The sequence below is a fragment of the Actinoplanes sp. NPDC051388 genome, assembly GCF_055586225.1.
The window spans coordinates 87,250-110,374 of record NZ_JBVJIP010000029.1; the positions used below are offsets into that span (position 1 = coordinate 87,250).

26 protein-coding genes are annotated in these 23,125 nt (G+C 70.7%); 16 read left to right on the forward strand and 10 right to left on the reverse strand.

The window, feature by feature from the left end; all coding sequences use genetic code 11:
- Positions 1-91: 91 nt before the first annotated feature.
- Entirely contained in the window at positions 92-2,575 is a 2,484-nt protein-coding gene (locus ACZ6TI_RS44935; protein ID WP_465351422.1) for a putative bifunctional diguanylate cyclase/phosphodiesterase, read from the forward strand.
- A gap of 61 nt (positions 2,576-2,636) precedes the next feature.
- Here ACZ6TI_RS44935 and ACZ6TI_RS44940 read toward each other — a convergent pair whose 3' ends face one another.
- Complete coding sequence (locus tag ACZ6TI_RS44940) at positions 2,637-3,644, reverse strand: glycoside hydrolase family 11 protein (RefSeq protein ID WP_465351423.1); 1,008 nt, start codon at positions 3,642-3,644, stop codon at positions 2,637-2,639.
- A 364-nt stretch (positions 3,645-4,008) separates the two neighbouring features.
- Between ACZ6TI_RS44940 and ACZ6TI_RS44945 the strand changes: the two genes are divergently transcribed.
- The 5 genes from ACZ6TI_RS44945 (at position 4,009) to ACZ6TI_RS44965 (ending at position 7,675) form a co-directional block, all read left to right on the forward strand.
- Complete coding sequence (locus tag ACZ6TI_RS44945) at positions 4,009-5,187, forward strand: right-handed parallel beta-helix repeat-containing protein (RefSeq protein WP_465351424.1); 1,179 nt, start codon at positions 4,009-4,011, stop codon at positions 5,185-5,187.
- Positions 5,188-5,273: 86 nt separating this feature from the next.
- The gene (locus ACZ6TI_RS44950) at positions 5,274-5,870 is read left to right on the forward strand and encodes a hypothetical protein (protein WP_465351425.1); all 597 of its coding nucleotides are present in this window, start codon (positions 5,274-5,276) and stop codon (positions 5,868-5,870) included.
- Positions 5,867-6,691 (forward strand): hypothetical protein, encoded by an 825-nt coding sequence (locus ACZ6TI_RS44955; protein WP_465351426.1) that lies wholly within the window; start codon positions 5,867-5,869, stop codon positions 6,689-6,691. The genes ACZ6TI_RS44950 and ACZ6TI_RS44955 overlap by 4 nt, the downstream gene beginning before the upstream one ends.
- A complete protein-coding gene (locus ACZ6TI_RS44960; RefSeq protein WP_465351427.1) occupies positions 6,661-6,819 on the forward strand; it encodes a hypothetical protein in 159 nt (52 codons plus the stop codon). The genes ACZ6TI_RS44955 and ACZ6TI_RS44960 overlap by 31 nt, the downstream gene beginning before the upstream one ends.
- Positions 6,806-7,675 carry a macro domain-containing protein gene (locus tag ACZ6TI_RS44965; protein WP_465351428.1) on the forward strand — a complete coding sequence of 290 codons (870 nt, stop codon included), beginning with the start codon at positions 6,806-6,808 and terminating at the stop codon, positions 7,673-7,675. Before ACZ6TI_RS44960 ends, ACZ6TI_RS44965 begins: the two co-directional genes overlap by 14 nt.
- Here the strand turns inward: ACZ6TI_RS44965 and ACZ6TI_RS44970 are convergent.
- Positions 7,670-8,038 carry a DUF4267 domain-containing protein gene (locus ACZ6TI_RS44970; protein ID WP_465351429.1) on the reverse strand — a complete coding sequence of 123 codons (369 nt, stop codon included), beginning with the start codon at positions 8,036-8,038 and terminating at the stop codon, positions 7,670-7,672. The genes ACZ6TI_RS44965 and ACZ6TI_RS44970 overlap by 6 nt on opposite strands.
- A gap of 61 nt (positions 8,039-8,099) precedes the next feature.
- Here ACZ6TI_RS44970 and ACZ6TI_RS44975 point away from each other — a divergent pair, with 61 nt between their 5' ends.
- Complete coding sequence (locus ACZ6TI_RS44975) at positions 8,100-8,642, forward strand: TetR/AcrR family transcriptional regulator (protein WP_465351430.1); 543 nt, start codon at positions 8,100-8,102, stop codon at positions 8,640-8,642.
- Here the strand turns inward: ACZ6TI_RS44975 and pdxY are convergent.
- Both pdxY and ACZ6TI_RS44985 read right to left on the reverse strand, forming a co-directional pair.
- Complete coding sequence (pdxY, locus tag ACZ6TI_RS44980; protein WP_465351431.1) at positions 8,620-9,471, reverse strand: pyridoxal kinase PdxY; 852 nt, start codon at positions 9,469-9,471, stop codon at positions 8,620-8,622. The two genes, ACZ6TI_RS44975 and pdxY, sit on opposite strands and share 23 nt — an antisense overlap.
- Positions 9,472-9,526: 55 nt before the next feature.
- A complete protein-coding gene (locus ACZ6TI_RS44985; RefSeq protein WP_465351432.1) occupies positions 9,527-10,402 on the reverse strand; it encodes an aldo/keto reductase family oxidoreductase in 876 nt (291 codons plus the stop codon).
- A gap of 85 nt (positions 10,403-10,487) precedes the next feature.
- On the opposite strand from ACZ6TI_RS44985, the gene ACZ6TI_RS44990 reads away from it, so the two are divergent.
- Positions 10,488-10,910, forward strand: coding sequence for a winged helix-turn-helix transcriptional regulator (locus ACZ6TI_RS44990; RefSeq protein ID WP_465351433.1), 423 nt, complete (start codon positions 10,488-10,490; stop codon positions 10,908-10,910).
- Positions 10,911-10,967: 57 nt separating this feature from the next.
- Entirely contained in the window at positions 10,968-12,239 is a 1,272-nt protein-coding gene (locus ACZ6TI_RS44995) for a sensor domain-containing phosphodiesterase (RefSeq protein ID WP_465351434.1), read from the forward strand.
- A gap of 18 nt (positions 12,240-12,257) precedes the next feature.
- Here ACZ6TI_RS44995 and ACZ6TI_RS45000 read toward each other — a convergent pair whose 3' ends face one another.
- The 3 genes from ACZ6TI_RS45000 to ACZ6TI_RS45010 all read right to left on the reverse strand — a co-directional run bounded on the left by ACZ6TI_RS45000 (position 12,258) and on the right by ACZ6TI_RS45010 (position 13,808).
- On the reverse strand, positions 12,258-12,440 hold the full coding sequence (locus tag ACZ6TI_RS45000; RefSeq protein WP_465351435.1) for a hypothetical protein: 183 nt from the start codon (positions 12,438-12,440) through the stop codon (positions 12,258-12,260).
- Between the two features lie 103 nt (positions 12,441-12,543).
- Positions 12,544-13,155, reverse strand: coding sequence for a hypothetical protein (locus tag ACZ6TI_RS45005; RefSeq protein ID WP_465351436.1), 612 nt, complete (start codon positions 13,153-13,155; stop codon positions 12,544-12,546).
- On the reverse strand, positions 13,152-13,808 hold the full coding sequence (locus tag ACZ6TI_RS45010) for a hypothetical protein (protein WP_465351437.1): 657 nt from the start codon (positions 13,806-13,808) through the stop codon (positions 13,152-13,154). The genes ACZ6TI_RS45005 and ACZ6TI_RS45010 overlap by 4 nt, the downstream gene beginning before the upstream one ends.
- A 551-nt stretch (positions 13,809-14,359) precedes the next feature.
- Here ACZ6TI_RS45010 and ACZ6TI_RS45015 point away from each other — a divergent pair.
- Positions 14,360-15,205, forward strand: coding sequence for a slipin family protein (locus tag ACZ6TI_RS45015; RefSeq protein ID WP_465351438.1), 846 nt, complete (start codon positions 14,360-14,362; stop codon positions 15,203-15,205).
- 20 nt (positions 15,206-15,225) lie between these two features.
- A complete protein-coding gene (locus ACZ6TI_RS45020) occupies positions 15,226-16,227 on the forward strand; it encodes an Acg family FMN-binding oxidoreductase (RefSeq protein WP_465351439.1) in 1,002 nt (333 codons plus the stop codon).
- An 8-nt stretch (positions 16,228-16,235) separates the two neighbouring features.
- Here the strand turns inward: ACZ6TI_RS45020 and ACZ6TI_RS45025 are convergent, their stop codons facing one another.
- On the reverse strand, positions 16,236-17,876 hold the full coding sequence (locus tag ACZ6TI_RS45025) for an alpha-L-fucosidase (protein WP_465351440.1): 1,641 nt from the start codon (positions 17,874-17,876) through the stop codon (positions 16,236-16,238).
- A gap of 83 nt (positions 17,877-17,959) precedes the next feature.
- Between ACZ6TI_RS45025 and ACZ6TI_RS45030 the strand changes: the two genes are divergently transcribed.
- From ACZ6TI_RS45030 to ACZ6TI_RS45050, 5 genes are all read left to right on the forward strand, one after another.
- A complete protein-coding gene (locus tag ACZ6TI_RS45030; RefSeq protein ID WP_465351441.1) occupies positions 17,960-18,592 on the forward strand; it encodes a TetR/AcrR family transcriptional regulator in 633 nt (210 codons plus the stop codon).
- A gap of 110 nt (positions 18,593-18,702) precedes the next feature.
- Positions 18,703-19,857, forward strand: coding sequence for a sensor histidine kinase (locus ACZ6TI_RS45035; RefSeq protein ID WP_465351442.1), 1,155 nt, complete (start codon positions 18,703-18,705; stop codon positions 19,855-19,857).
- Complete coding sequence (locus ACZ6TI_RS45040) at positions 19,854-20,513, forward strand: response regulator (RefSeq protein WP_465351443.1); 660 nt, start codon at positions 19,854-19,856, stop codon at positions 20,511-20,513. The genes ACZ6TI_RS45035 and ACZ6TI_RS45040 overlap by 4 nt, the downstream gene beginning before the upstream one ends.
- 69 nt (positions 20,514-20,582) lie before the next feature.
- Positions 20,583-21,503 carry an ABC transporter ATP-binding protein gene (locus ACZ6TI_RS45045; protein ID WP_465351444.1) on the forward strand — a complete coding sequence of 307 codons (921 nt, stop codon included), beginning with the start codon at positions 20,583-20,585 and terminating at the stop codon, positions 21,501-21,503.
- Positions 21,500-22,234 (forward strand): ABC transporter permease, encoded by a 735-nt coding sequence (locus ACZ6TI_RS45050; protein WP_465351445.1) that lies wholly within the window; start codon positions 21,500-21,502, stop codon positions 22,232-22,234. Before ACZ6TI_RS45045 ends, ACZ6TI_RS45050 begins: the two co-directional genes overlap by 4 nt.
- Before the next feature lie 9 nt (positions 22,235-22,243).
- Here ACZ6TI_RS45050 and ACZ6TI_RS45055 read toward each other — a convergent pair whose 3' ends face one another.
- Both ACZ6TI_RS45055 and ACZ6TI_RS45060 read right to left on the reverse strand, forming a co-directional pair.
- Entirely contained in the window at positions 22,244-22,903 is a 660-nt protein-coding gene (locus ACZ6TI_RS45055) for a hypothetical protein (protein WP_465351446.1), read from the reverse strand.
- Between the two features lie 5 nt (positions 22,904-22,908).
- On the reverse strand, positions 22,909-23,125 hold a 217-nt coding region (locus ACZ6TI_RS45060), incomplete at its 5' end, for a hypothetical protein (RefSeq protein WP_465351447.1).

The following is a 23,125-nucleotide window of genomic DNA, read 5'->3' on the forward strand; positions in this document are numbered from 1 at the left end:
GTAACGCAACTGTGCGAATGCCTCACGATGCGCGAGTAACTGCCGATAGGAAGGGAGTCGCATCGGCTGCGGCTGACGAGGAGCGGAGATCGTGGTCACTCGAGCCGTCGGTCTACTGTTCGGGGCGGCTGCCGCGCTGATCGGCCGCCTGCGTTACCCGCAGAAGTTCGTCGTGGTGGGGCTGGTGCTGCTGATCCCGCTGGGGTTCGTGACCGCCGCGTACGTCGATCTGCAGCGCGACCAGGTCGCCTTCAGCGCCAAGGAGCGCAACGGCGTCGCCTACCTGGCGCCACTGGTGGATCTGACCTCCCGGGTGGCTCAGGCCCGCCACGTCGCGGTCACCGGCGACCGGCCCGCCATGGCGTTCGAGCGCGAGCTCGGCACGGTGGATGCCGTCGACCGCCGCCTGTCCTCGGGTCTCGGCATCGGCGACGCCTGGGCTGCCACCCGGCGCCAGATCATCGCCGCGCAGCGGGCCGCCGGTCCGGCCGGCCGGCGCTACGAGGCCTACAACGCGGCCATGCGGGCGCTCACCGATCTGATCCTGCGCGTCGGCGATGCATCGAACCTGACTCTCGATCCGGACCTCGACAGCTACTACCTGATGGACACCTTGCAGTTCCGCCTGCCCGTCGTGCTCGACAACGCCGGGCGCGGCGCGGATCTGGCCGTGCTGGCCACCTCGGCGCCGGCCAGCACCCGGACGGACGCGCTGATCGATCTCGGGCTCACCAACGGGATTCTCGCGGCCACCCGCGCGACGATCGCCCGCGCGGTCACGACCACCATGGCCGTAACCGGAGACCCCGGCGTACGCGCCGAGACCGGCCAGAACTTCCGGCGCCTGGACGAGGCGATCGGCACCCTGAACGCCACCCTGACGGCGGCCGTCAAGAACCGCCGGCCGAGCGACATACCGGCGAATGCCTCCGATGCCGTCCGGGATGCGGCCACCGCCTTCGCCGCCCAGACCGCGACCGCGCTGGACCGGCTCCTCCAGGTCCGCATCGACGGCTTCTCCGGCCGGGCCGACCGGATTCAACTGGCCACCGGATTGGCGGTGCTGCTCGCGGCGTACCTCTTCGTCGGTTTCTATCTGTCGGTCGCGTGGCCGATCCGGCGGATCGTGGCGACCCTGCACGCCGTCGCGGGCGGCGATCTCACGCGGCGGGCCGCGGTGGAGACGCGCGACGAGTTGAGCTTCGTGGCGCGAGCACTCAACGAGACGGTCGCGCAGACCGAAGCCGCCACGAACCGGCTCGCCCAACAGGCCACCCACGACACGCTCACCGGGTTGCCGAATCGGGCTCTCGTGCTCGATCGGCTGGACCAGGCGCTGATCCGCAGCCGGCGCGACAGCAACCTGATGGCCGTTCTCTTCATCGACCTGGACCGGTTCAAGCCGATCAACGACTCGCTCGGGCACCACATCGGCGACGAGGTCCTCATCGAGATCGCCCGGCGGCTGATCTCGATCTCACGCAGCGTGGACACGGTCGCCCGGCTGGCCGGCGACGAATTCCTGGTGGTCTGCACGGGCTTGGCCGCGCCGGAAGCCGCGCTGGAGACGGCGGAACGGCTGGTGGCGGAGCTGAGCCGGCCGATCGTCACGGGCACCGCCGGCGCCCGAGAGGTCACCGTCGGGGCCAGCATCGGGATCGCCTACGCGGACCGTACCCAGGACCAGACGGCGGAGGATCTGGTGCGCGACGCCGACGTCGCCATGTATCGGGCCAAGCAGCTCGGCCGTGGCCGGGTGGCGGTCTTCAACGAGGCGCTGCGCATCGCCGCCGAACTGCGGCTACAGACCCAGGAGGAACTGCGGCACGCGATCAGCGACGGGCAGATCCGGCCCTTCTTCCAGCCGATCGTCGACGGCGCCACCGCCACCGTCGTCGGGTTCGAGGCGCTCGCCCGCTGGCAGCACCCGGCCCGCGGGCTGCTCGGCCCGCACGACTTCATCGAGCTGGCCGAGGAGACCGGACTGATCGTGCCGCTCGGGGCGGAGATCCTGGCCCTTTCCTGCGCCCAGACGGTGCGCTGGCAGCAGGATCGGCCCGGTCTGCGGGTGGCGGTGAACGTCGCGAGTGCTCAACTGGCCGACCCCTCCTTCGTCTCGACGGTTGCCGCGGTCCTCACCGAAACCGGCCTGGAGGCCCGCGCGCTCTCACTGGAGATCACCGAAACCACCCTGATGACGGATACGAACGCCGCCGCGGAAACCTTGCGGGCGATCGCCGGGCTCGGCGTCCACCTGGAACTCGACGACTTCGGCACCGGCTACTCGTCGCTGACCTATCTGCGCCGGTTCCCGGTCGAGGCGCTGAAGATCGACCGCTCTTTCGTCGCCGGAATCGGCCACGACCGGGAGGACGAGGCGATCGTGGAGATGATCCTCAACCTGGGTCAGGTGCTCGATCTGCGGGTGGTGGCCGAGGGTGTGGAGACCGCCGACCAGGCCGACCGGCTCCGGCGACTGGGATGCCCGCTCATGCAGGGCTTCCACTTCGGGCGGCCGATGCCCGCCGAACAGATCCGGGACTTCCTGAGAACCCCGCAGCCGGTCCTGTCCTGAGCGCTGCGAGCGCTGCGAGCGCGGCGGCCGGAGCCGCCGCGCCACGCTGCGGTTGCCCGCTTCAGCTCGTCTGGCAGGTGACCGTCGGCCAGGTCCAGTTGCCGTTGGCCATGATCGTCACTCCGAAGTTGTTGCCGTTGCCGTTCGGCCGGGCGGTGATGTTGCCGCTGGTGCCGGTGACGGCGGCGTTCCAGCTGTTCTGCAGGCTCTGGCCGCCGCCCAGACCGAGCGTCACGTTCCAGTTGTTGGTGCCGCTGACCGCGACGTTGAGGTTGAACCGGTCGCCCCACTGCTGGCCGGCCGACAGCGTCGCGGTGCAGTTGCCACCGCCGCCGCCACCACCGCCACCACCGCCGCCACCGCCTTCGCTGACCGTGATGTCGGAGCTGCCGCTGCTCTGATAGCCCTCAGTGGCCATGATCTGGTAGGCGTGGTTGGTGCCGAGGTTCAGGCCGGAGCGGCCCCAGGCGTCGAAGTGGTTGGCGGTGGTGATGGTGCCACCGGTGCGCTTCTGCGAGCGCACGCTCCAGAACTGGTAGAACGTCGCGGTGCCGTCGATCGACGGCTGGTTGACCCGCAGGCTGCGGTAGATGTCGTAGTTGCTGCCGTCGCTGGTCACGGAGCCCATGTAGGTGGCGCCGCTGCTGGGGTTGTAGGTGCCGAAGTTCTCCACGACGTAGTACTCGATCAGCGGATTGCGGGTCCAGCCGTACAGGGCGAGGTAGCTGTTGCCGTTCGGGCTGTAACTGCCCGAGTAGCTGATCGTCCGCCGGGTGCCAGTGGCCCACCCCTTGCCGCCGACCCAGTTGTTGGTGCCGCTGCCCCAGTTGCTGGAGTATCGGCCGTCGGCGCGCAACGTCATGCTGGCGTTGCCGCTGTCCTTCCAGAACGAGAAGTAGTAGCCGTTGTGCGTGCCGACGGTGTTCGAGGAGACGGTCCGGTCGGCCTCCGCCCACGCGCTGGGCGCCGCGACCATCGTGCCGCCGGCGGCCAGCACCGTGGCGCAGATCGCACCGAGGAACAGCCGCATCCGTCTGCGTCCTCCGGATCGGGTGGCGGTGTCGTTCATGTATCTGCTCCCTCCGTCGTCCTGCGTGACATCGATCGACATTGATTGCTGTGGTCGTGACGCTATGGCGTCGCCAGAAGACTTGTCAACAACTTCCAGAAACATCTCGGAAACCCAGTCGGCAGGATGCCGAAGCATCACCTGCTAGAGACTCATTACCTGCCGATCGGACGACCATTGATCCACACATGAGACCGCCACATTTGCCGAAACTTCCGGAGCGTCGGGCCTGGCTGGCCGCACTGCAACAAACCTGCGCACGCCCGGGGCTTGAGACCGGCACGCGCGATACCTAGCCTCAGGTTCATCGATGTGTCGGCGTGGGCTCCGCCGGTGAACGAACCATGACCACTGGAGAAGCCTCATGAAGCTGATCGCCCTCGTCGCGTCCGCCGCCACGCTCCTCGGCGGCGGCCTGACCCCGCCCGCCGCGGCCGTCGCCGCGGTGACGCTGTATGTCGCGAGCACCGGGAGCGACAGCAATCCCGGGACGCTCCCGCAGCCGCTGCGGACCGTCCAGCGCGCCGTCGATCTCGCCCAGCCCGGCGACACCATCGCCCTGCGCGGCGGCACCTACGCGCCGAGCACCAACATCCGGCTGCTGAAGAACGGCACCGCCGGCGCGCCGATCACCCTGCGGAACCACGCCGGCGAGCGGGTCGTCATCGACGGCGAGAACATGCCGCACACACCGGCGCCGGTCGGCGGAAGCATCCCCCGGGCCGAGCGCGGGGCCATTCACCTGGAAGGCGACTACTGGCGCCTCAGCGGGATCGAGATCGTGAACGGCCCGTACGGGATCTTCGGCCTGGACACCGGCCACAACGTCTTCGAGCGCCTGGTCACGAAGAACAACTACGAGTCCGGCTTCCATCTGCAGGGCGCGTCCGGCGACAACCAGATCATCAACCTCGACAGCTACGGCAACCGCGACCCGCGCAACAGCGGGGAGAGCGCCGACGGTCTGGCCATCAAGGAAGGCTCCGGCGCGGGCAATGTCGTGCGCGGCGCGCGGCTGTGGAACAACTCCGACGACGGGCTCGACTTCTGGGAATTCCTCTCCCCCGTGTCGGTGCAGGACAGCATCGCGTACGGCAACGGGTTCAACCGCTGGGGACTGCCCGGCTTCACCGGGGACGGCAACGGCTTCAAGCTCGGCGGCGGCGACGAGGACCTCCCCGCGGCGCATGTCGTGCGCAACAGCATGGCCTGGGACAACGCGTCGGGCGGATTCATCGACAACGCCAACCCCGGGCGCCTGGTGATCGAGCGGTGCACGGCCTGGGACAACCCCGGCACCGGCTTCGACTTCGCCGACGCGGACGCGACGCTGACCGGGAATCTCGCGGTGGCGAACGGCGTCAACGTCTCCCTCGGCGCGGACTCGGGCGGAAGCGGCAACTCCTGGAACATCGGCGGCTCGTGGTCGTTCGTCAGCACCGATCCCGCCACCACCACCGGCGCCCGGCAGGCCGACGGCTCCCTGCGCACCTCCTCCTTCCTGCGCCCGTCCAACGGCGCACCGGTCGGCGCCCGCATCTGATCCCCCGTCGCGGGTCGCCCGTTCGCCCGGGGGCGGTCCGGCGGCCGCGTCCGTACGCTCGTGGCCACTGATCTGGAGGAGGATCGTTGGCCGTCACCGAGCGCACCGATGCCGATCCCGGGCGGCTCACCGCTGACGTTCGTGAGCTGCTCCGGGTCGACTGGCCGGCGCTGGCCGCGGCGTCGCTGGGCGCGGCGGACGCGTTCGAGGCGATGCTGACCGGCGCCGGCTGGGCGCTGACCGACCTCGACCCGGACCCGGCGGTGCGGTTGCCGACCGGGTCGGTGTACACGTTCGAGCGGGTCGAGGACTCGGTCAGCCACTGGGTGTGGGAGGCCGGCGTCACGAACCCGAGTGAGAACGAGCTGCTGTTCGCCGCTGCCGGGCGGGCCTGGGAGGCGTACGTCGGCGCGGTCGCCGTGGTCGCGGGTCCGCCGGGCGCGGTCAGCGCCTGGGACGATCCGGCGTTCCCGGCGATCGAGCGCTGGGACGACCCGGAGATCCGCGCCGCCGAGCGCGAGCCGTTCCGGCTGGCCCGCTGGACCGTCCCGGCCGCCGAGTTGCTGCTCTGGGTCAACGTCTTCACCGGCACCGCCACCATGCGCCGCCCCGGCGGCGCCGCCGTCGTCTCGGAACTGCTGCTCCCGGCGGGAAGCCTGCTCCCGGCGGAGAGCGTGCCATGACCGCACCCGGCGACGACGACCGGCTCGTCAGGGACGCCCGGCGAATCGCGGCGGAGCGCCGGGCCGAGACCCGGCGGACGCGGGAGGCGGCCGAGCTGGCCAGGAGCGTGGTCGAGGCGGCGGCCGGCACCACGGTCATCGAGCACCTGCGCCGGCTCGCGGACACTGCCGACGTGCGCACACCGGCCGGCGGCACGCTGCTGTGGTCGCACGTGCACCAGGTGCGCCGCGGCGCACCGGTCAGCAACCAGGACCTGGCCGCGGCCTACGCCCGCGATCCACGTCGCCCCGGACACGCGCCGCGCCCACTGCCGATCCATTTGACCCCGGGGGGCGCGTGGTTCGCGAAGGTGCTGGACAACCCGAGCGTGCGGCGCAGGCTCGTGAGCCCGCGCGAACGGGCAGAGCTGTGGGAACGGCTGTCCGAACGGTTCGCCCGCCAGGCGAGCGGGCGGGTGCTGGTGTTCACCGACTCGGCGCACACCAAGACGTACCTGTGGCGCCGCGAGCTGCCGATCCTGCGCCGCAACCCGGCGGTCGGGCCGGACGGGATCGAGTTCGTCCACAGCATCAGCGACCGCATCGGCGAGGCGGCCCGGCGGGCGCTCGACTCGCCCTACATGCGGTCGCGGCTGCAGTTCGACGGCCGCCGCCGGCCGGGGTACGTCGACACCGCGCGGCTCAACCGGTTCGCCGCACCGCCGACGCGCAGCGGTACCTCACCCGCGTCGCGCGCCGGGTCGACCGCACCGACGGCGGCCGCCGGCCCGGGCTCGGGCCCCGCCTGCGCGTGTCGCTGCGGGTCGTCATCGTCGTCGTGATCCTGCTGTGCTGCGGCGGCACGCTGTCCATCGCGTTCGCGCCGCAGAATTCCGCGGATGCCTTCTCCACCGTCGGCGACTGGGTCTTCCATCTGTTCTCGGGTGATGCGCTGTATGACCTCAGGTAGGCGGCTGCTGCTCGTTCTCACGACGCGCAGGGGCCTGGTCGGGCTCGCCGCGCACGCGCTCATCGCGTTCGGACTCGTCGCGGCCGCCGTGCAGCTCATCGGGCAGGTGTTCGGGACCAAGTTCCGCGAGCCGCTCGCGTTGACGATCGCCCTGGTCGGGTGTTGCCTGCTCTGGGGTCTGGTCCGCACGCTGCCCAGGCGCCAGGTGCACCGCGACTTCGGCCGGCCGCATCTATCGATCACCCTCAAGGCCGGTGACCTGCTCGACGAGACCGGGCACATCGTCGCCGGCTTCACCGACACCTTCGACACCGACACCACCGACGACCTGGTCATCAACCGGCGCAGTGTCCAGGGCCAGGTCCTGCACCGGCGCTACGGCGGCGACGTGTGCCGGCTCGACGCCGAACTGGACGCCGCCCTGGCCGCCGCGCCGGTGATCGGCGAGGAGCCCCGGTCGCGCAAGCCGATCGGCAAGCTGTCGCGCTATCCGATCGGGACGGTCGCGACGGTGGGGCCACCGGACCGCCGGGTGTTCGCCGTCGCGTACAGCCGGATGGGCAACGACCTGGTGGCCCGTTCCGGGGTCGAGGACCTGTGGCACAGCCTGGCCCGGCTCTGGGACGCGACGTTCCAGCATGCCCAGCACGGACGGCTCGCCATGCCGCTGGTCGGCGCGGACCTGGCCCGAATCCATTGGCTGGACCGCGAAAGCCTGTTGCGGATGGTCCTGCTGTCGTTCGTCGCGCGGTCCCGGCAGGAGCTGGTCTGCCGGGAACTCGTCATCGTGCTGCAGCCGACGGACTACGGGCAGATCAATCTGCTGGAACTCGACGCCTTCCTGCGAGCGCTATGAGGATCCCAGCGCCAGGATGAGGCCCGCCGCGACGAGCACGGCGGCGGTGACCCCGTGGATGCCCAGGGCGGTCGCACGCTTCCCGCCGTTGGCGAGCACGATCACGGCGTCCGCCGTCGGGGTGACGGCCGCGGCGATCAGCGCCCAGCCGAGCGCCGTACGGCCGGCCGCCGCCCACACCGCCAGCAGCACCACCCCGGACGCGATGTCCCGGACGCCCTTGATCTGGGTCAGCGCGCGGACGTTGTCCGCGGCGACGCCGAAGTCGAGCGTCGCCCGCCGGGGGGACAACAGGAAGCGGGCGCCGAGCACGATGATGGCGACACAGGCGAGGAGCCCGATCAGCAGGGCGGTGAGTTGCATGGGAGGGGTCCCTTCGAGGCGTTGTCTAACGACGTTATTTAACGATGGTAGACTACCTCGCATGTCCCCCAGACCCGCTCCTGATCTCGTCCTGAGGCGTGATCAGGTCATCCGCGCCGCCCGGGAGCTCGCCGAGGCCGGCGGCTGGGCCGCCGTCACGATGCGCCGCCTCGCCGGGGAGCTCGGCGTCACCCAGCCGGTGCTCTACACGGCCTTCGCCGGCCGCCAGGCGCTCATCGACGCGGTGGCGCTCACCGGCTTCGACGACATCGCCGCCGCGCTGGAGGCGGTGGACGACACGCCGATGGCGCGGGCGCGCGCCTACCTCGACTTCGCCGCCGCGCACCCGCGGGTTTACGAAGCGATGTTCTCGCTGCCCTCCGGATTGGCGTTCGCCGCCCACGACACACCCGGGCCGCTCACGCGGGCGTTCGCGGGCATCCGCGACGCCTTCCCCGACGCCGACGGCACCAGGGCGGAAGTGGTCTGGTCGACGCTGCACGGCCTGGCGACCCTCCAGGCCGGCGGGCGCCTGCGCGCGAGCCACGTGCAGGCCCGGCTCGACCTCGCGCTGAGCGTGCTCAGCGCACCTGCACGGAGCTGAACTGCATGCGCGGCGTGGCGTAGAACTCCTGGGCCTGCACCAGCTGGAGCTCACGCTCGCCGGACCGGTGGGTGGTCTCGAGCAGATCGAAGACGCTGGAGGCCGTGCGCTCCAGCGCCACCGCCGCGTTCCCGGTCTCGACGTAGTGGGCGGTGAACAGCGCCGCCGTGACGTCACCCGACCCATTCGCCTTGAACGGCAGGTGCGGGGTGCTCACCAGCCAGGCGCCGGCGCCGTCCACGACGAGCATCTCGATCGTGCCCTCCGGCCGGTCGGGACGCTCGACGCTCGTGACCAGCACGGTCGAGGGCCCCATGGCGCGGGCGAGGTCGGCCGAGGCGAGCGTCGACTCGACGCTCGCCGGCTCGGTGCCGGTCAGGTAGCCGAGCTCGAACTGGTTCGGGGTGATGATGTCGGCCACCGGCACGACCCGGTCGCGCAGCAGGTCGGGAATCTCCGGAGCGACGAAGCAGCCGGACTTGGCGTTGCCCATCACCGGGTCGCAGGCGTAGACCGCCGCGGGGTTCGCGGCCTTCACCCGGCGGACGGCATCGATGATGACGTCACCGATCCCCACCCCGCCCTGGTAGCCCGACAACACGACGTCCACCTGCGGAAACACCCCACGCTCCTGCACGCCCAGGAGGATCTCCGCCACATCCGCCGGCGGGATCAGCGGCCCTCGCCAGGCGCCGTATCCGGTGTGGTTGGAGAAGTTCACCGTCGGAACCGGCACGACCTCGACACCGATGCGCTGCAGCGGGAACACGGCCGCCGAATTTCCGACATGGCCGTGCGCGACCGCCGACTGGATGGACAGAACCCTCATCACCCCAGCTTAGAGATCAGCGGCGTCATGCCCGCCCGCTGAGCCCAGCCACCTGTCAGTCGCCTATCTTGTCGAGCTCGGCGAAGTCGTCGTCGGAGAGCGTGCGGCCGGCGCCGGCGACGTTCTCGCGCAGGTGCGCGGTGGACGAGGTGCCCGGGATCAGCAGGATGTTCGGCGACCGCCGCAGCAGCCAGGCCAGGGCGATCGCCATCGGTGACGCCCGCAGCCGGGCGGCCACGGCCGAGAGCGCCGACGACTGCAGCGGGCTGAAGCCGCCGAGGGGGAAGAAGGGGACATAGGCGATGCCCTCGCCGGCGAGCGCGTCGATCAGCTCGTCGTCCCGGCGGTGCGCCAGGTTGTACATGTTCTGCACGCACACGATCGGCGCGATCGCCTTCGCCTCGCGGACCTGTTCGGCCGTCGCGTTGCTCACGCCGAGGTGCCGGATCAGCCCCTCCCGCTGGAGTTCGACAAGGGTTCCGAACGCCTCGGCGACGGATTCCGGCTGCGGTCCCTCGGCGTTGCCGAGTCGCAGGTTGACCACGTCGAGCCGGTCGAGGCCGAGCGTCTCCAGGTTGTCGTGCACGGCTCGGCGCAGGCTCCGCGGGTCGCGGGCCGGCGGCCACCCACCCTGCTCGTCGCGGACGGCGCCGACCTTGGTCGCCACGTGAAGCGACGCCGGGTACGGGTGCAGCGCCTCACGAATCAGCCGATTGGTGACGCGGGGCCCGTACGCGTCGGAAGTGTCCAGATGGGTGATGCCGAGGCCGACGGCCTCGCGCAGGACGGCGAGCGCACCGCCGTGGTCCGCGGGTGGACCCATGACCCAGGGGCCGGCGAGTTGCATGGCGCCGTAACCGAACCGCGTGACGGTCAGGTCTCCCAGCATCCAGGTGCCGCCGGGAAGTGAGTATTTCGGTTCGTTGGACATCCGCTCACTCTGAGGGAGTAACTTCCTATCGGGAAGTAGGCACTTCCAGGTGCGTTGGTCACCCGGCGGTGGGGAGGAGCGGTTGATGGCAACCACGACGGCGGCCCAGAAACGGGTTCGGGCCAAGGCGGAGTACGACGCTTTCCTGGCGGTCTGCCCCAGCCGCAAGCTGCTCGACCGGATCTCCGACAAGTGGGTCGCGCTGATCCTGGCCGCGCTCGGCAGCGGACCCGCGTGCGCCGGCGAGCCCCGGCCGATGCGTTACTCGGAGCTGTCCCGCCTGCTGGCCGGCGTGAGCCAGAAGATGCTGACGCAGACCCTGCGTTCGCTGGAGCGTGACGGGCTGATCAGCCGCACCGTGGTGCCGACCGTCCCGGTCACGGTCTCCTACGAGCTGACCGACCTCGGCCTGTCCCTGCACCTGACGATGCGCCACCTCAAGAGCTGGGCCGAGACGCACATGGACGACGTGCTGGCCAACCGCGCGACGCACGACGCCGGGAGTTAGGCCCGGCTATCTCCTCGGAATGCTCAACCGCGCGCCGAGCCGGCCGATGAGGTGGACATGGGTTCAGCGAACACCATCCTCCCCCGGCTGGACGACACCGGGAGGGTCCTCGACCACCTGCTGGCTCCCGGCGCGGACGAGTTGCACTGCGTCTATCAGGCGTTCGTTGATCTTGACGGCGGATCCGTGCTGGCCTTCGAGGCCTTGCTCCGCGGACCCGCCGGCACGCCCTGGGAGTCGCCGCTGACGCTGCTCGACGCCGCTCGCGCCACCGGGCGCCTGGCCGACCTCGAGCGGGCCTCGCTGCGCGCGGCGCTGTCCGACGCGGCACGGCTGACCGGCGGGCGGCCGGTGACCCTGTTCGTCAACATCGAGCCCAGCACTCTCACCAGCAACCTCGACGTCGTGCTCGAAGAGCTCGCCGGCCGCGCGGATCACGTCCAGGTGGTCGTGGAGATCACCGAGCGGGCCCTGGCCGACGATCTCGCCGGCGTCCTCACGGCGGCCGAGCGGTTGCGCACCGCCGGCTGCGGCATCGCTCTGGACGACATCGGGGTGGAACCGGCCTCGCTGGCGTTCATCCCATTGCTGCGCCCGGAGGTCGTCAAGCTGGACCTGCTGCTGCTGCGTACCGTCTCCGATCCGGCCACGATCGCGGTGGCCGGCGCCGTGCGCGCCTACGCCGAGGAATCCGGGGCCGAGGTCGTCGCCGAAGGCGTGGAAACCGAAGCCGATCTGACTCGGGCCCAGGTGCTCGGCGCCACCCTCGGCCAGGGCTGGTTGTGGGGCCGCGCGCAGCGCCGCTTCGACACGTCGGCGTTCCGGCCGGAACGGTTCGCGCCACACCCGCTCGGCCCGGTGCTCCAAGGCACGCCGTACGAGCTGATCGATGGAGTCCGCAGCGTCCGCAGCGCGCCCAAGCACCTGCTGGTGCCGCTGTCCAAGGCGCTGGAACTGACGGCGATGCAGGCGCCCGTGCCGCCGGTGCTGCTCGCCTGCTTCGAGCGCGCCGAGTTCTTCCGGCCGTCGACCGCCCGCCGTTTCACCGACCTCGCCCGCCGGCTGCCCTATGTGGGTGCGCTCGGCGTCGACATGCCGGCCCAACCGGCGCCCGGGGTGCGAGGCACCGCACTGACCGTCCAGGACCCCCTGGCCAGCGAGTGGACGGTCGTGGTGCTCGGCGCGCACGTCTCGGTCGCTCTGATCGCCCGCGATCTCGGCGGCGTCGGGCTCGACCGGGACCGCGAGTTCGAGTTCGCCGTCACCCACGACCGGGCGCTGGTCACCGCCACCGCCCACGCGATGATCGGCCGCATCGCCGGAGAGTAGCCGCCGGCGTCCGCGGAGTCAGCCGGCCGAAGCCGTCCGCGGCTCCACGGCGTCGGCCCTTCTCTCGATGCCCTTGGCCTCACGGGTGACCGCATCGCCGAGAGCGTGCAACCGCCTGGTGGTGGCCTCGTCCGGCGACCTCGCGGCGCAGTCGTGCAGCATCGCTTCGCTGCTCTCCAGAGCCTCGGCGGTCGCACGCATCGTCTCGGCTGTCGTCCTCCGGTCCCGCTCATCTGTGGTCACTCGCGGGCCTTTACCCGCGACTGCGATCTTTTACTCGGGCGGCCCGGGCACGTCGGTCGATTTACCGGACCCGGCCCACAGCCTGACCTTCGGCCGCGTGCCCCTGCCGGGCTGCGACGAGCAGACCGGCGTGCCATCCGGGGGCGCGGCCGTGTGCTGGTGGCTCGATGGCCCTCATCGGGTGACCGCTGCAGGCGAGGAGCCATGCGGTCAGAGAGTTGGAGTTCCACATTTCGCCGGCTCGGCTCTCGTCGCGGCCCCAGACGAGTGCGGGCACCAGTGGCACGAGTCGCAGCACCTCGCGGGCGCGGGCGGCCTCGGCACTGACGATCCGGGGGTCCCCGACGGCCTCCCGGACGTCGGGGATGGCGCCACCACGCCACCGCCGGACCTCGTATCGGAACAACCTTGATCCGCTGAGCAGGCGGGAACCCACCGGGCCTTCGAGCACGACGCCGCGATCGGCGGCCTTGTTGCCCATGACCGGTGTCATCTCGACGACGAACCGATCGGCGCCCAGGCGCACCTGCAGCGCGGAATGGTAGAGGTCGCAAGCGTCCCGATGTTCTCGCGCCGCCACGAGCGCCTCGAAGACGCGCCCGTTCCGGCGGACGCAGTGGCCACCTGCACCGAGCGGCAACCAGTACAGCGTCACGCTGGGCCCCTCGGTCATACCGCGCTCCTCAGCCCGGTCGGTGGAGCCGTGGTGGTCGCCGGCCCGCGCGGCCTCCGCCGCCACAGCCCTCGGTAGAGGGAGCAGGTCACCGCGGCCAGCAGGACCGTCATCAGGACCGATCCGGCAACGATGACGGCAGAGGCGTCGGGATCGTCGCGCGCGGCCATGGTGATCGCCATGCCGGCGACCGAGGCGCCGATCAGGGTGTAGGCGCCCAGCAGCGCATAGGCCGGGTTGCGGCCGGCGGCCGCGGACATCGCCGGCAGCTCCGCCGATGATGCGGTCCGCCAGGCGCGTAGTGCGATCGCGCCGGCCAGAACGAAAACCGCGAGCAACAGGGGGAAGTACCGCTCGACGTTGCCCGGCATCCGCAGGAACTCGTTGCCGAGGATCAGCTGGGTGTAGGTGTAGACCGCGAAGACCGACGGCGCCAGGGCGAGCATCGGGGCGATCGGATGCCCGCGGATCGCCAGGATGCCAGCGGCGATAGCGATCGGCGCGACCACGGTCAGGGCGGCGGCATCACCTCCGACGATCTGATTCAAGCTTGTCGGGGAGGTCCGGTAGCGCAGCAGGCCCAGCACCAGCGGGCCCAGCACCGCGACAGTGGCCACCGCTGCGCCGAGCAGCCGCAGTCCAGCGCCGAGCACACGGTCGCCCGATCTCCATCGGGGATCGGCGGGGTATGGCTCCATCAGATGTCAGGCGAGCCAGGTGTTGCGGCGCACCCAAGGCAGCGCCGTCCACATGCGACGGAAGACCCAGGTGTTTCCCGCGCCCGGGAGATCAGTGGCGGCCGGAGGCGTTTGTGGGGCGGACGTTTCGTGACCGTTGGCGATGTCGACCATCGCACTCACATTCCTTCGCGTTGCTCATGACGCAGGTCCGCGGGGCGTCCAGCGACGAGGGCTCGGACCGTCATCCACGGCTGTCGGAGATTTCGAAGGCGGCGGTGGGCTCAAGGCCACCGGGTCCGAGACGACAACGTCAACGTACGCCGATAGCGCGCAGCCCGCACAACCGCCGCCGGCGAGCACCTGGGTAGGCGTACGATTGGGTCGTCGCCTCGGACCCTGGTGGCTGGTAGTTGGCCCTTGCGGTGTCCGGCGTTCCGTCGCCCCCGCAGCGACCGGTTGCGTTTCGCACGCAGACTTGTTCCCGGGCACGAAATATCCGGCCACGGCCGAAGTCAGGATCCCCCATGTGGTACCTGTGGATCTTCGTAATCGTCCTGTTGATCCTCGCCCTGGCGTCGCTCGCCCTGAAGGTGGTCAAGCAGTACGAGCAGGGCGTCCTGTTCCGGCTGGGCCGGGTGATCGGCGTGCGGCAGGCCGGGCTGACCGTGATCATCCCCTTCGTCGACGTGCTGCACCGGGTGAGCCTGCGCATCGTCACCATGCCGATCCAGTCGCAGGGCATCATCACCAAGGACAACGTCAGCGTCGACGTCTCCGCCGTCGCCTACTTCCGGGTCGTCGACGTGGTCAAGTCGGTCGTCGCCATCGAGAGCGTCGGCACGGCGATCAATCAGATCGCCCAGACCACCCTGCGCAAGGTCGTCGGTCAGCACACCCTCGACGAGACGCTGTCCGAGACCGACCGGATCAACGTCAACATCCGCGAGATCCTGGACGTCGCCACCGAGGAGTGGGGCGTGGTCGTCACCCTCGTCGAGCTCAAGGACATCCAGCTGCCCGACACCATGAAACGAGCCATGGCGCGGCAGGCCGAGGCCGAGCGGGAGAAGCGCGCGAAGATCATCGCGGCCGAGGGTGAGGCGCTCGCCGCCGACGCGCTCGGCGCCGCCGCGGACATCATGATGGCGCACCCGCTGGCGCTTCAGCTGCGCAACCTGCAGACCCTGGTCGAGCTCGGCGTCGACAAGAACAGCACCGTGGTCTTCCCGGCCCCGCTGATGAGCACCATCGGCGAACTCGGCACCTTCCTCGCCCGCGAGAACACCGCGGCGCTCGCCAACCCGCCGCGCGGATCCCGCACGACCGATCCGCCCGTCGTCAACGGCACCCAGCTGCCGACCGCACCCTGACAGCGGAAGGAATTCGACCCGTGGACACCGACGCCCTGACCCACCCCACCGATCCCGAAGTCGCCCACCACGCCCTGGCCGAAGCCGCTGCCGCCGCGGGATACGCGCCGTCGATCCACAACACCCAGCCGTGGCGATGGCGGCTCAAGGCCGACACCCTCGAGCTGCATCTCGTCCGCGACCGTGTCCTGCCCGTCACCGACCCCGATCAGCGGCTGGCGACCTTGAGCTGCGGCGCCGCTCTGCACCACGCCCGCATCGCGCTGGGCGCACAGGGCTGGCGGGCCACCGTGACGCGCATGCCACCGGGCGGCGACCGTGACCTGCTCGCCCGCCTGCACGTCGAGGGCCGGGCGCCGGCCGACCCGGATTCGGCGTCGCACCTGAAGACCGTCCCGCTGCGGCACACCGACCGGCGGCCGGTCTCCGACACGCCCGTCGACCCGGCCGGCCTGGCGGCCGTCACGACGGCAATCCAGGCGCAGCACACCGGACTGCACACGCTGCGCCCGGAACAACTCCTCGACCTGGCCGCGGCGGCCGATCACGCCCAGCGCAGCGAAGCCACGGATCCGGCCTGGCAGACCGAGCTCGCCTACTGGACCGGCGGCACCCGGCCCGCCGGGACCGGCGTCCCGGACGACGTCATCCCGGACCGCGCCACGCAGACCACGGTGCCGGGCCGCGACTTCGGCGTCCGCGGAGCGCTCAGGATCAGCGCCGGGCACGACGAGGCCGCCGTGTTCGTCATGCTCTACGGCGACACCGACGAGCAGATCAGCTGGTTGCGCGCCGGTGAAGCCCTGTCCGCCGGCTGGCTCACCGCCACCGAGCACGGCATCTCCGTCCTGCCGCACAGCGCCCCGATCGAGGTCATCGCCAGCCGCCAGGCGCTGCGCGCGATGATCGCCAGCGTCGGCCATCCCTTCCTGGTGTTGCGCCTCGGCACGGCCGACCCGGCCGACGTGGTGGCTGCCTCCGCGTCCCGGCTGCCGGCCGACCAGATCATCGACCGCGGCTGAAACTGAAGCTACGGTCCGGCCACTCTGATGACGGGCGAGAACCGTCCGTCGAGTGGCTCGGCGAAGGTGAGGACGGTGTCCGCGCCCTCCGCCGTGATCCGCACGATGGAGTCGTCGCCCAGCGCCCGGGCGGCGCCCTCGATGCGGAGGTCCTTGATGACCAGCTTCGCGCCGGTGGGCCGTCCGATGACCGTCAGGTAGAGGACTCCGTCCTTCTCGGTGAAGGTGACCGGGAGGCCGGTCGTCGTGACCGCCTCCGCCTGCCGCCAGGGCCGCGTGTCATAGATGGCCTCGCCGTTGGTGGCGAGCCAATCGCCGATGCCGCGCAGGCGGGTCAGCTGTTCCGGGACGAGAACGCCCGCGCCGCCGCTCGGACCGACGTTCAGCAACAGGTTGCCGTTCTTCGCGACCGCCGTGATGAAGTCCGGCAGGAGTTGCCCTTCCACGGAGGCGTAGTCGGCGTCGGTCTCCTCGCGGTTGTACCCGAACGAGTTTCCGATGCCGCGCACCATCTCCCACTTCTTCGCCTGGGTGGTCGGGTATTGCGTGTACTCCGGTGTGGTGAAGTCGCTGTGCGGCACCGACGGCTGCGTGATGTTCGACGTGGTCAGTTCCGGCCGGTGTTTGATCGCCTGTTTCATGAGCGTGTCGAAGCCCCAGCGCATCGGTTTGAGACCCATGGTCCGGTGCCAGAAGCTGGTGGTGGTCCAGCGGTCGTTGAGGACGCCGCCGGGCACCGTGTTGTAGTAGTCGGCCATGAGCGCGGACAGGCGTTCCTGCCCCGTGGGCCAGAGGATGTCGTTCCACAGCAGATCGGGCTGGTAACGCTGGATGAGCTCGCGCACCTGCGCTGTCGCGTAGTCGGCGTAGTCGGCGCCGTAGGGCAGGTAGGCATAGTCGCCGAGGCTCCTGACGATCTGCCGCTGGAATGTCCAGTCCACGCCGCCCGAGTAGTACAGGCCGAACTTCATGCCCTGTTTCCGGACCGCGGCGGCGAGCTCACCGACCAGGTCGCGCCGGCTGTGCCAGCCGGGCTGGTGCGGGTTGACGACGTCGGTGGGCCACAGCGAATAGCCGTCGGCGTACTTGGCCACCATGACGACATAACGCGCTCCGGCGTCGTGGAACGTCTTCGCCCAGGCGTCGGCGTCCCATTCCGCAAGGCCGGCCTCGAACTGCTTCCCGAACTCCTCGTACGGCTTCGTGCCGTAATGCTCGGCGTGGTGCCGGCCGGTCGGCGAGCTCGGGTCCTTCATGGCGTTCTGATAGTCCTCGGCATAGGGATGCAGGACCATCGCGTTGTCGTAGTCGGTGGTCAACACTTCGGCGAAAGTGCCCTTCGGGGCATAGCCCGGCACCGAGTACGGACCCCAGTGGATCATCACGCCGAGCTTGGCATCGGAGTACCAGTCGGGAAGCGGGTGGGAGTTCAAGGACTCGACCGTCCCGCGATAGGGCCCGTCGGTGGTCATGGTCGCCTTTCGGTCGTCGACGACTCGCCAGATCTCCGCCGCCCCGAACATGCCCGCGGTCAGAAGGAGCACGGTCACGCCCAGGAGGGCGAAGCCGGCGCGCCACTTGTGCCTGCGCATGGCCCGCCCGAATCGCCGCACCCGGCCCGTGCCCTGCACCTTGGTGTCGTGCGACATGGCACTCCCCCCGCAGTAGACTGACCGTATGGTCAGTTAAGCTACCACGAGGTCAGATCGACGGCGGCGGATCGGAGACCCCGGTGACGAGAACGAACGACGGGCGGCGGCGCACCTTCGTCGAGGAGGCACGACGGGCGCAGATCCTCGCCTGCGCGGTGGACCTCATCGCCGAGCACGGCTATGCCAACGCCACGCTGGCCCGGATCGCGGAACGCGCGTCCATCTCCAAGGCCGCGGTGCTCTACCACTTCGAGAACAAGGAGGAGATCCTCCGGCAGGTGCTGACCGACACCCTCGATCACCTCACCGGGCGACTGTCCGAGGCGTTGAGCGCCGCGGCTTCCCCACCCGACGCCATCGCGGCGTATGTCCACACCCTCATCGCCTACCTGGCCGACCATCCCGCGGGCGTCCGGATCCTGGTCGAGGGCGTCGCCTCCACCGAGCTCGTCACGGGCACCAACATGCGCACCGCACCCGAGCGGTGGCGAGTGGTGGCGGACATCTTCGCCCGCGGACAGCGGAGCGGACACTTCAGAGAGTTCGACACCCGCACCGCTGCGATCGGTCTCAACGGCGCGATCGACGCGATCGCGTCCGAAATGCTCGCCGACCCCGGCTACGCCGCGCGGCCGGCGGCCGAGTCGCTGGTCGATCTCACCCGGCACGCGACGCTCGCCGCCGGCGGGATCGACACCGATCGCGCGAAATGAGCGAGGGTACGCCGCACCGCCCGGCGTCGCGATCGTCGAACATCCCGCCGACCGGCCGCGGCCCGGGGTCTTCATGCGGCGCCGGGCAGCCGCTAACGTGACCGGTTGACATGACGGACTCATTCCGGCGCGTGCTCGCGGTCACCGCAGTGCTGACGGCGGTGTGGACGGCGTCCGTGTTCAGCGAGGGCGGGTTCGTGCCGGGCCACACCGGGCGGGACGTCGCGCTGCTCGCCCTCAACACGCTCCCCCTGCTCGCCGTCGGTCGCCATCCGCTCGTGGTGGTGGCGGTCTTCTGTGTCGCGTACCCGTTCTGGCTCGAGACCGGGCACGACCCGAACATCGTGCAGTCGCTGCCGGCGCTCGCGGCGGTCTACGCGGTCGGTGCGTGGGACAAGCCGATGTGGATCCGCGCGTTCGGGCTGTTGGCGCCGACCTGGATGGCCGGTGCGGCGATCGCCGATCTCTGGAACGCCGACACCAGCGAGGTCGGCTACATCGCGCTGATCTACTTCGTGGTGTGGGGTCTGGGGGTCGCGATGACCGGCCGCCGGTCGTACGCTCTGCAGCTCGAGGCGAAGACCGCCGCGCTGGAAGCGGCCCGGCGGGAACTGGCCGACCGCGCGGTCGCCGAGGAACGTGGCCGCATCGCCCGTGAACTGCACGACGTGATCGCCCACGCGATGAGCGTCATCACCGTGCGGGCGGGCGTCGGCGCGCACCTGGCCACCACGCGGCCGGACGAGGCGGCGCAGGCGTTGGGCGTCATCGAGCGGACCGGGCGGGAGGCGCTGGTGGAGATGCGCCGGATGCTCGCCGTACTGCGCGATCCCGATCCCCGTGGCCCGCAGCCCGAGCCGCAGCCGGGCCTGGCCGACGTGCCGCGGCTGATCGACCAGGTCGGCGCGGCCGGCGTGCCGGTCACCCTGACCATCGAAGGCGCGGTCCGGAAGCCGCCGGCCGGCCTCGATCTCGCCGCCTACCGGGTCGTCCAGGAGGCGCTGACGAACGTGGTGAAGCACGCCCCGGGCGCGGCGGCCACGGTCGCGATCCGCTACCGGCCCGGCGGCATGGACGTCGAGGTGGGCAACGCCGGCCATCGCCCGGCGGCCGGCGGGCCGGCACCGGGTCAGGGTCTGCGCGGGATGGCCGAGCGGGTCGCTCTCTACGACGGTCACTTCGAGGCCGGCTGGGTCGACCGGGGGTTCCGGGTGGTGGCCCGCTTCCCCCTCGACGAGACGGAACCGATGAGGGCGGACGCATGATCCGGGTGGTGGTGGTCGACGACCAGGAACTCGTCCGCGCGGGTTTCAAGGCCCTGCTCGACGCCGATCCGGGGATCGACGTGGTCGCCGAGGCCGGTGACGGCAGCACCGCCGTCGACCTGGCGCGCCGCCACCGGCTCGACGTGATGCTGATGGACATCCGCATGCCGCACACCAACGGCATCGAGGCGACCCGGCAGATCCGCGCCCTGGCCATGCCGCCCGAGGTGCTGATCCTGACCACATTCGACACCGACGAGAACGCGTTCGACGCGCTCGAGGCCGGTGCGGCCGGGTTCCTCGTCAAGGACACCCCGCCGGCCCAGCTGCTCGACGCGATCCGGGCCGCGGCCGCCGGCGGCTCGGTCATCTCGCCGGCCACCACCCGCCGGCTGGTCGACCATCTCGTGGCGGCGCGGCTCGCCCGCGAGCGGCCGACGCCCCGGCGGCTCGACGCGCTCACCGACCGGGAGCGGGAGGTGCTGACGCTGGTCGCTCGCGGCTGCTCCAACCGGGAGATCTCCGCGCGGCTGCGGATCGCCGAACTGACCACGAAGACCCATGTCTCGCGGGTGCTGGCCAAGCTGGGTCTGGAGAGCCGGGTGCAGGCCGCGGCCCTCGCCTACGAGACCGGGCTGGTCCGGCCCGGCGAGTGACGGCATACCTCCAAAGCTGTACCACTTTTCGCGGACGACCCGGCGCTGCCGCCTGCCTAGCGTCCAGGTATGGAAACCGTCATCACCGCGGAGAATCTGAAGAAGCGCTACCGAGACACGGTGGCCGTCGACGACGTCAGCCTGGACGTGCGGCGGGGCGAGATCTTCGGGCTCCTGGGGCCGAACGGGGCCGGCAAGACCACGACCGTGGAGATCCTGCAGGGCCTGCGGCGGCGCGACGGCGGCCGGCTCACGGTGCTCGGGCTGGATCCGAGCCGCGATGCCGAGAAGCTGCGTCGCCGCACCGGGTCACAGTTGCAGTCCTCCGCGCTGCCCGAGCGCCTGCGGGTCGGCGAGGCGGTCCGGCTCTTCGCCGGGCTCCATCCCGGGCCGATCGACGTGAGCTCGGTGTTGTCCGAGTGGGGGCTGCACGATCTGCGGCGCCGTGCGTACGCCACGCTCTCCGGCGGCCAGCAGCAGCGCCTGTTCCTGGCGCTCGCCCTGCTCGGCCGGCCCGAGATCGTCTTTCTCGACGAGCTGACCACCGGCCTCGACCCGACCGCCCGCCGCGCCACCTGGGATCTGGTCCGCCGGGTCCGCGATCGCGGCGCCACGGTGGTGCTGGTCACCCACTTCATGGAGGAGGCCGAGGTGCTCTGCGACCGGGTCGCCGTCGTGGACCGCGGGCGGGTGGTCGCGCTCGACACCCCGCGGGCACTGACCGCCGATCGTGGCGGCGCCGTGCGGACGACGTTCAGCGTCGACGGCCACGACCCGTCCTACCTGTCCGCGGTGCCCGGAGTCGATGCGGTCACCGTCGACGCCGGTCTGGTCACGGTGACCGGATCCGGCGCGGCGACCGTGGCGGTGGCGGCCGAGCTGGTCGCGCACGACGTGCTGCCCGCCGACTTCCGCACGCACCATCCCTCACTCGAGGACGTGTTCCTGGCGATGACCGGTCGCAGCCTGGCCGATGGGAGCGGATCATGATCGGCGAGGTGGTCCGGACCGAACTCAGACTGCTGTGCCGGGAGCCCGTGGTGCTCGTGGTGAGCCTGCTGTTCCCGATCCTGCTGATGGTGCTGCTGCTGGCCTCGTTCAGCGGCGACACCGACCCGGTCTTCGAAGGCGTCGGCGGCGCCGAGTTCTACGTAACGTCCTATCTCGGTGCGGCCATCGCGGCGATGGGGTTCATGGGCACTCCCACCCACCTCGCCGCCTATCGCAGCAGCGGCGTGCTGCGCCGATTCCGCGCCGCGGGTGTGCCGGCCCATTCACTGGTCGTCGCGCAGACCGTGGTCATCGCGGCCCTCGCCACCGTCGGCGGTGTGCTCATGCTGGTCCTGGCGAACTGGGGCTGGGAGGTGGCGCGACCCGAGTCGGTGCCGGGCGTGGTCCTGGGTTTCGTGCTCGGCATTCTCGCGTTCGCGGCGCTCGGCACGCTGCTCGGCTCGCTGCTGCCGACCGCACGAGCCGCGCAGGGCGTCGGGCTGTTGTTGTTCTTCGGCACGTTCTTCCTGGTCGGCGGCGGCCCGCCACCGGGAGTGATGCCGGCCGCGCTCAACACGATCGCGGGCTGGACCCCGACCGGGCTGCTGGTCGACGCCATCCGCTCGCCCTGGATCGGCCGCGGCAACGACGTGACCGCCCTGGTGACGCTGGCCGTGATCGCCGCGGTCGGTGGAGCGCTCGCGGTCCGCCGGCTGACCCGCTCGGCCTGATCAGGACGATCAGATCTGGTCGGCGCAGGCCGTCTCGCCACTGGTCGAACCCAGTGGCGTGATCACGAACGTCAGGGCCGTGCCGGACGGACAGCTGACGCCCTTGCCGATCGCGGTGACCCGGTAGGCGGGCCGGAACACGTCCGCCTGGGCGCACCGGATCTCGCCGACGTACCGCGTCTCCAGCAGCCCGCTCTTGACCGGCTCGCTCGGGTGGACGCAGTCACCGACAGCGATGGGGGCCTTGCCACCACCGGACTCGCCCGCGTGCGGCCCCTTCGTGACCTTCATGCACGCGAACTGCCGGCCCTTCCCGGTGTAGGCCTCCTCGATCGGCGGCTGCGCGTCCAGGTCGAGGAAGAAGTCGATCTCGTCGACGGTGCAGTCGTACTCGTACTCGCCACCGGAGGCCGTGTCGTCGGCGAAGTTGATCTGCACGACCGTCGCCTCGGCCGCCGGGTCGGCACACTCCACTTTCCGGTACGTGCCGGCGGGCTTGCGATTGCGCGCATAACACCAGCCGGCCTGCGACTTGAGCGCCACGGTCGACGCGGAGACCGAGGGCGACGGCGTGCCGCCCGGCGCAGCGGCATCCGATGTGGAATCTGACGAGCAGGCGGTGACGGCCGCGAAGAGCGCGATCACCACCGCAATCGATAGCCGGCGCACAGCCGTCAAATTAGCAGGACCGGACGAGCGCTCAGCGGAGCGCCGATGGCCCGCACGCGGGTCGGCCTCGGCGTCATCTTTTCGTTGACAACAGACTTGTCATCGCTACGATGACGTGATAGAAAGTCGGTATCGCGCATTGACCGACCAGTCGAGACACAGGAGGTGGCACTCATGTTGATGCGCAGCGAACCCTTCACCGAGGTCAACCGGCTTGCCCAG

Bases quoted from the DNA above. Each gene is read 5' to 3' on its own strand.
- ACZ6TI_RS44945 (WP_465351424.1), top strand. From the start codon at position 4,009: ATGAAGCTGATCGCCCTCGTCGCGTCCGCCGCCACGCTCCTCGGCGGC.
- ACZ6TI_RS45040 (WP_465351443.1), top strand. From the start codon at position 19,854: ATGATCCGGGTGGTGGTGGTCGACGACCAGGAACTCGTCCGCGCGGGT.
- ACZ6TI_RS44940 (WP_465351423.1), bottom strand. From the start codon at position 3,644: ATGAACGACACCGCCACCCGATCCGGAGGACGCAGACGGATGCGGCTG.
- ACZ6TI_RS45045 (WP_465351444.1), top strand. From the start codon at position 20,583: ATGGAAACCGTCATCACCGCGGAGAATCTGAAGAAGCGCTACCGAGAC.
- ACZ6TI_RS44955 (WP_465351426.1), top strand. From the start codon at position 5,867: ATGACCGCACCCGGCGACGACGACCGGCTCGTCAGGGACGCCCGGCGA.
- pdxY (WP_465351431.1), bottom strand. From the start codon at position 9,471: ATGAGGGTTCTGTCCATCCAGTCGGCGGTCGCGCACGGCCATGTCGGA.
- ACZ6TI_RS45035 (WP_465351442.1), top strand. From the start codon at position 18,703: ATGACGGACTCATTCCGGCGCGTGCTCGCGGTCACCGCAGTGCTGACG.
- ACZ6TI_RS44975 (WP_465351430.1), top strand. From the start codon at position 8,100: ATGTCCCCCAGACCCGCTCCTGATCTCGTCCTGAGGCGTGATCAGGTC.
- ACZ6TI_RS44995 (WP_465351434.1), top strand. From the start codon at position 10,968: ATGGGTTCAGCGAACACCATCCTCCCCCGGCTGGACGACACCGGGAGG.
- ACZ6TI_RS44985 (WP_465351432.1), bottom strand. From the start codon at position 10,402: ATGTCCAACGAACCGAAATACTCACTTCCCGGCGGCACCTGGATGCTG.
- ACZ6TI_RS45000 (WP_465351435.1), bottom strand. From the start codon at position 12,440: ATGCGTGCGACCGCCGAGGCTCTGGAGAGCAGCGAAGCGATGCTGCAC.
- ACZ6TI_RS45015 (WP_465351438.1), top strand. From the start codon at position 14,360: ATGTGGTACCTGTGGATCTTCGTAATCGTCCTGTTGATCCTCGCCCTG.
- ACZ6TI_RS44970 (WP_465351429.1), bottom strand. From the start codon at position 8,038: ATGCAACTCACCGCCCTGCTGATCGGGCTCCTCGCCTGTGTCGCCATC.
- ACZ6TI_RS44965 (WP_465351428.1), top strand. From the start codon at position 6,806: ATGACCTCAGGTAGGCGGCTGCTGCTCGTTCTCACGACGCGCAGGGGC.
- ACZ6TI_RS44990 (WP_465351433.1), top strand. From the start codon at position 10,488: ATGGCAACCACGACGGCGGCCCAGAAACGGGTTCGGGCCAAGGCGGAG.
- ACZ6TI_RS45025 (WP_465351440.1), bottom strand. From the start codon at position 17,876: ATGTCGCACGACACCAAGGTGCAGGGCACGGGCCGGGTGCGGCGATTC.
- ACZ6TI_RS45050 (WP_465351445.1), top strand. From the start codon at position 21,500: ATGATCGGCGAGGTGGTCCGGACCGAACTCAGACTGCTGTGCCGGGAG.
- ACZ6TI_RS45005 (WP_465351436.1), bottom strand. From the start codon at position 13,155: ATGACCGAGGGGCCCAGCGTGACGCTGTACTGGTTGCCGCTCGGTGCA.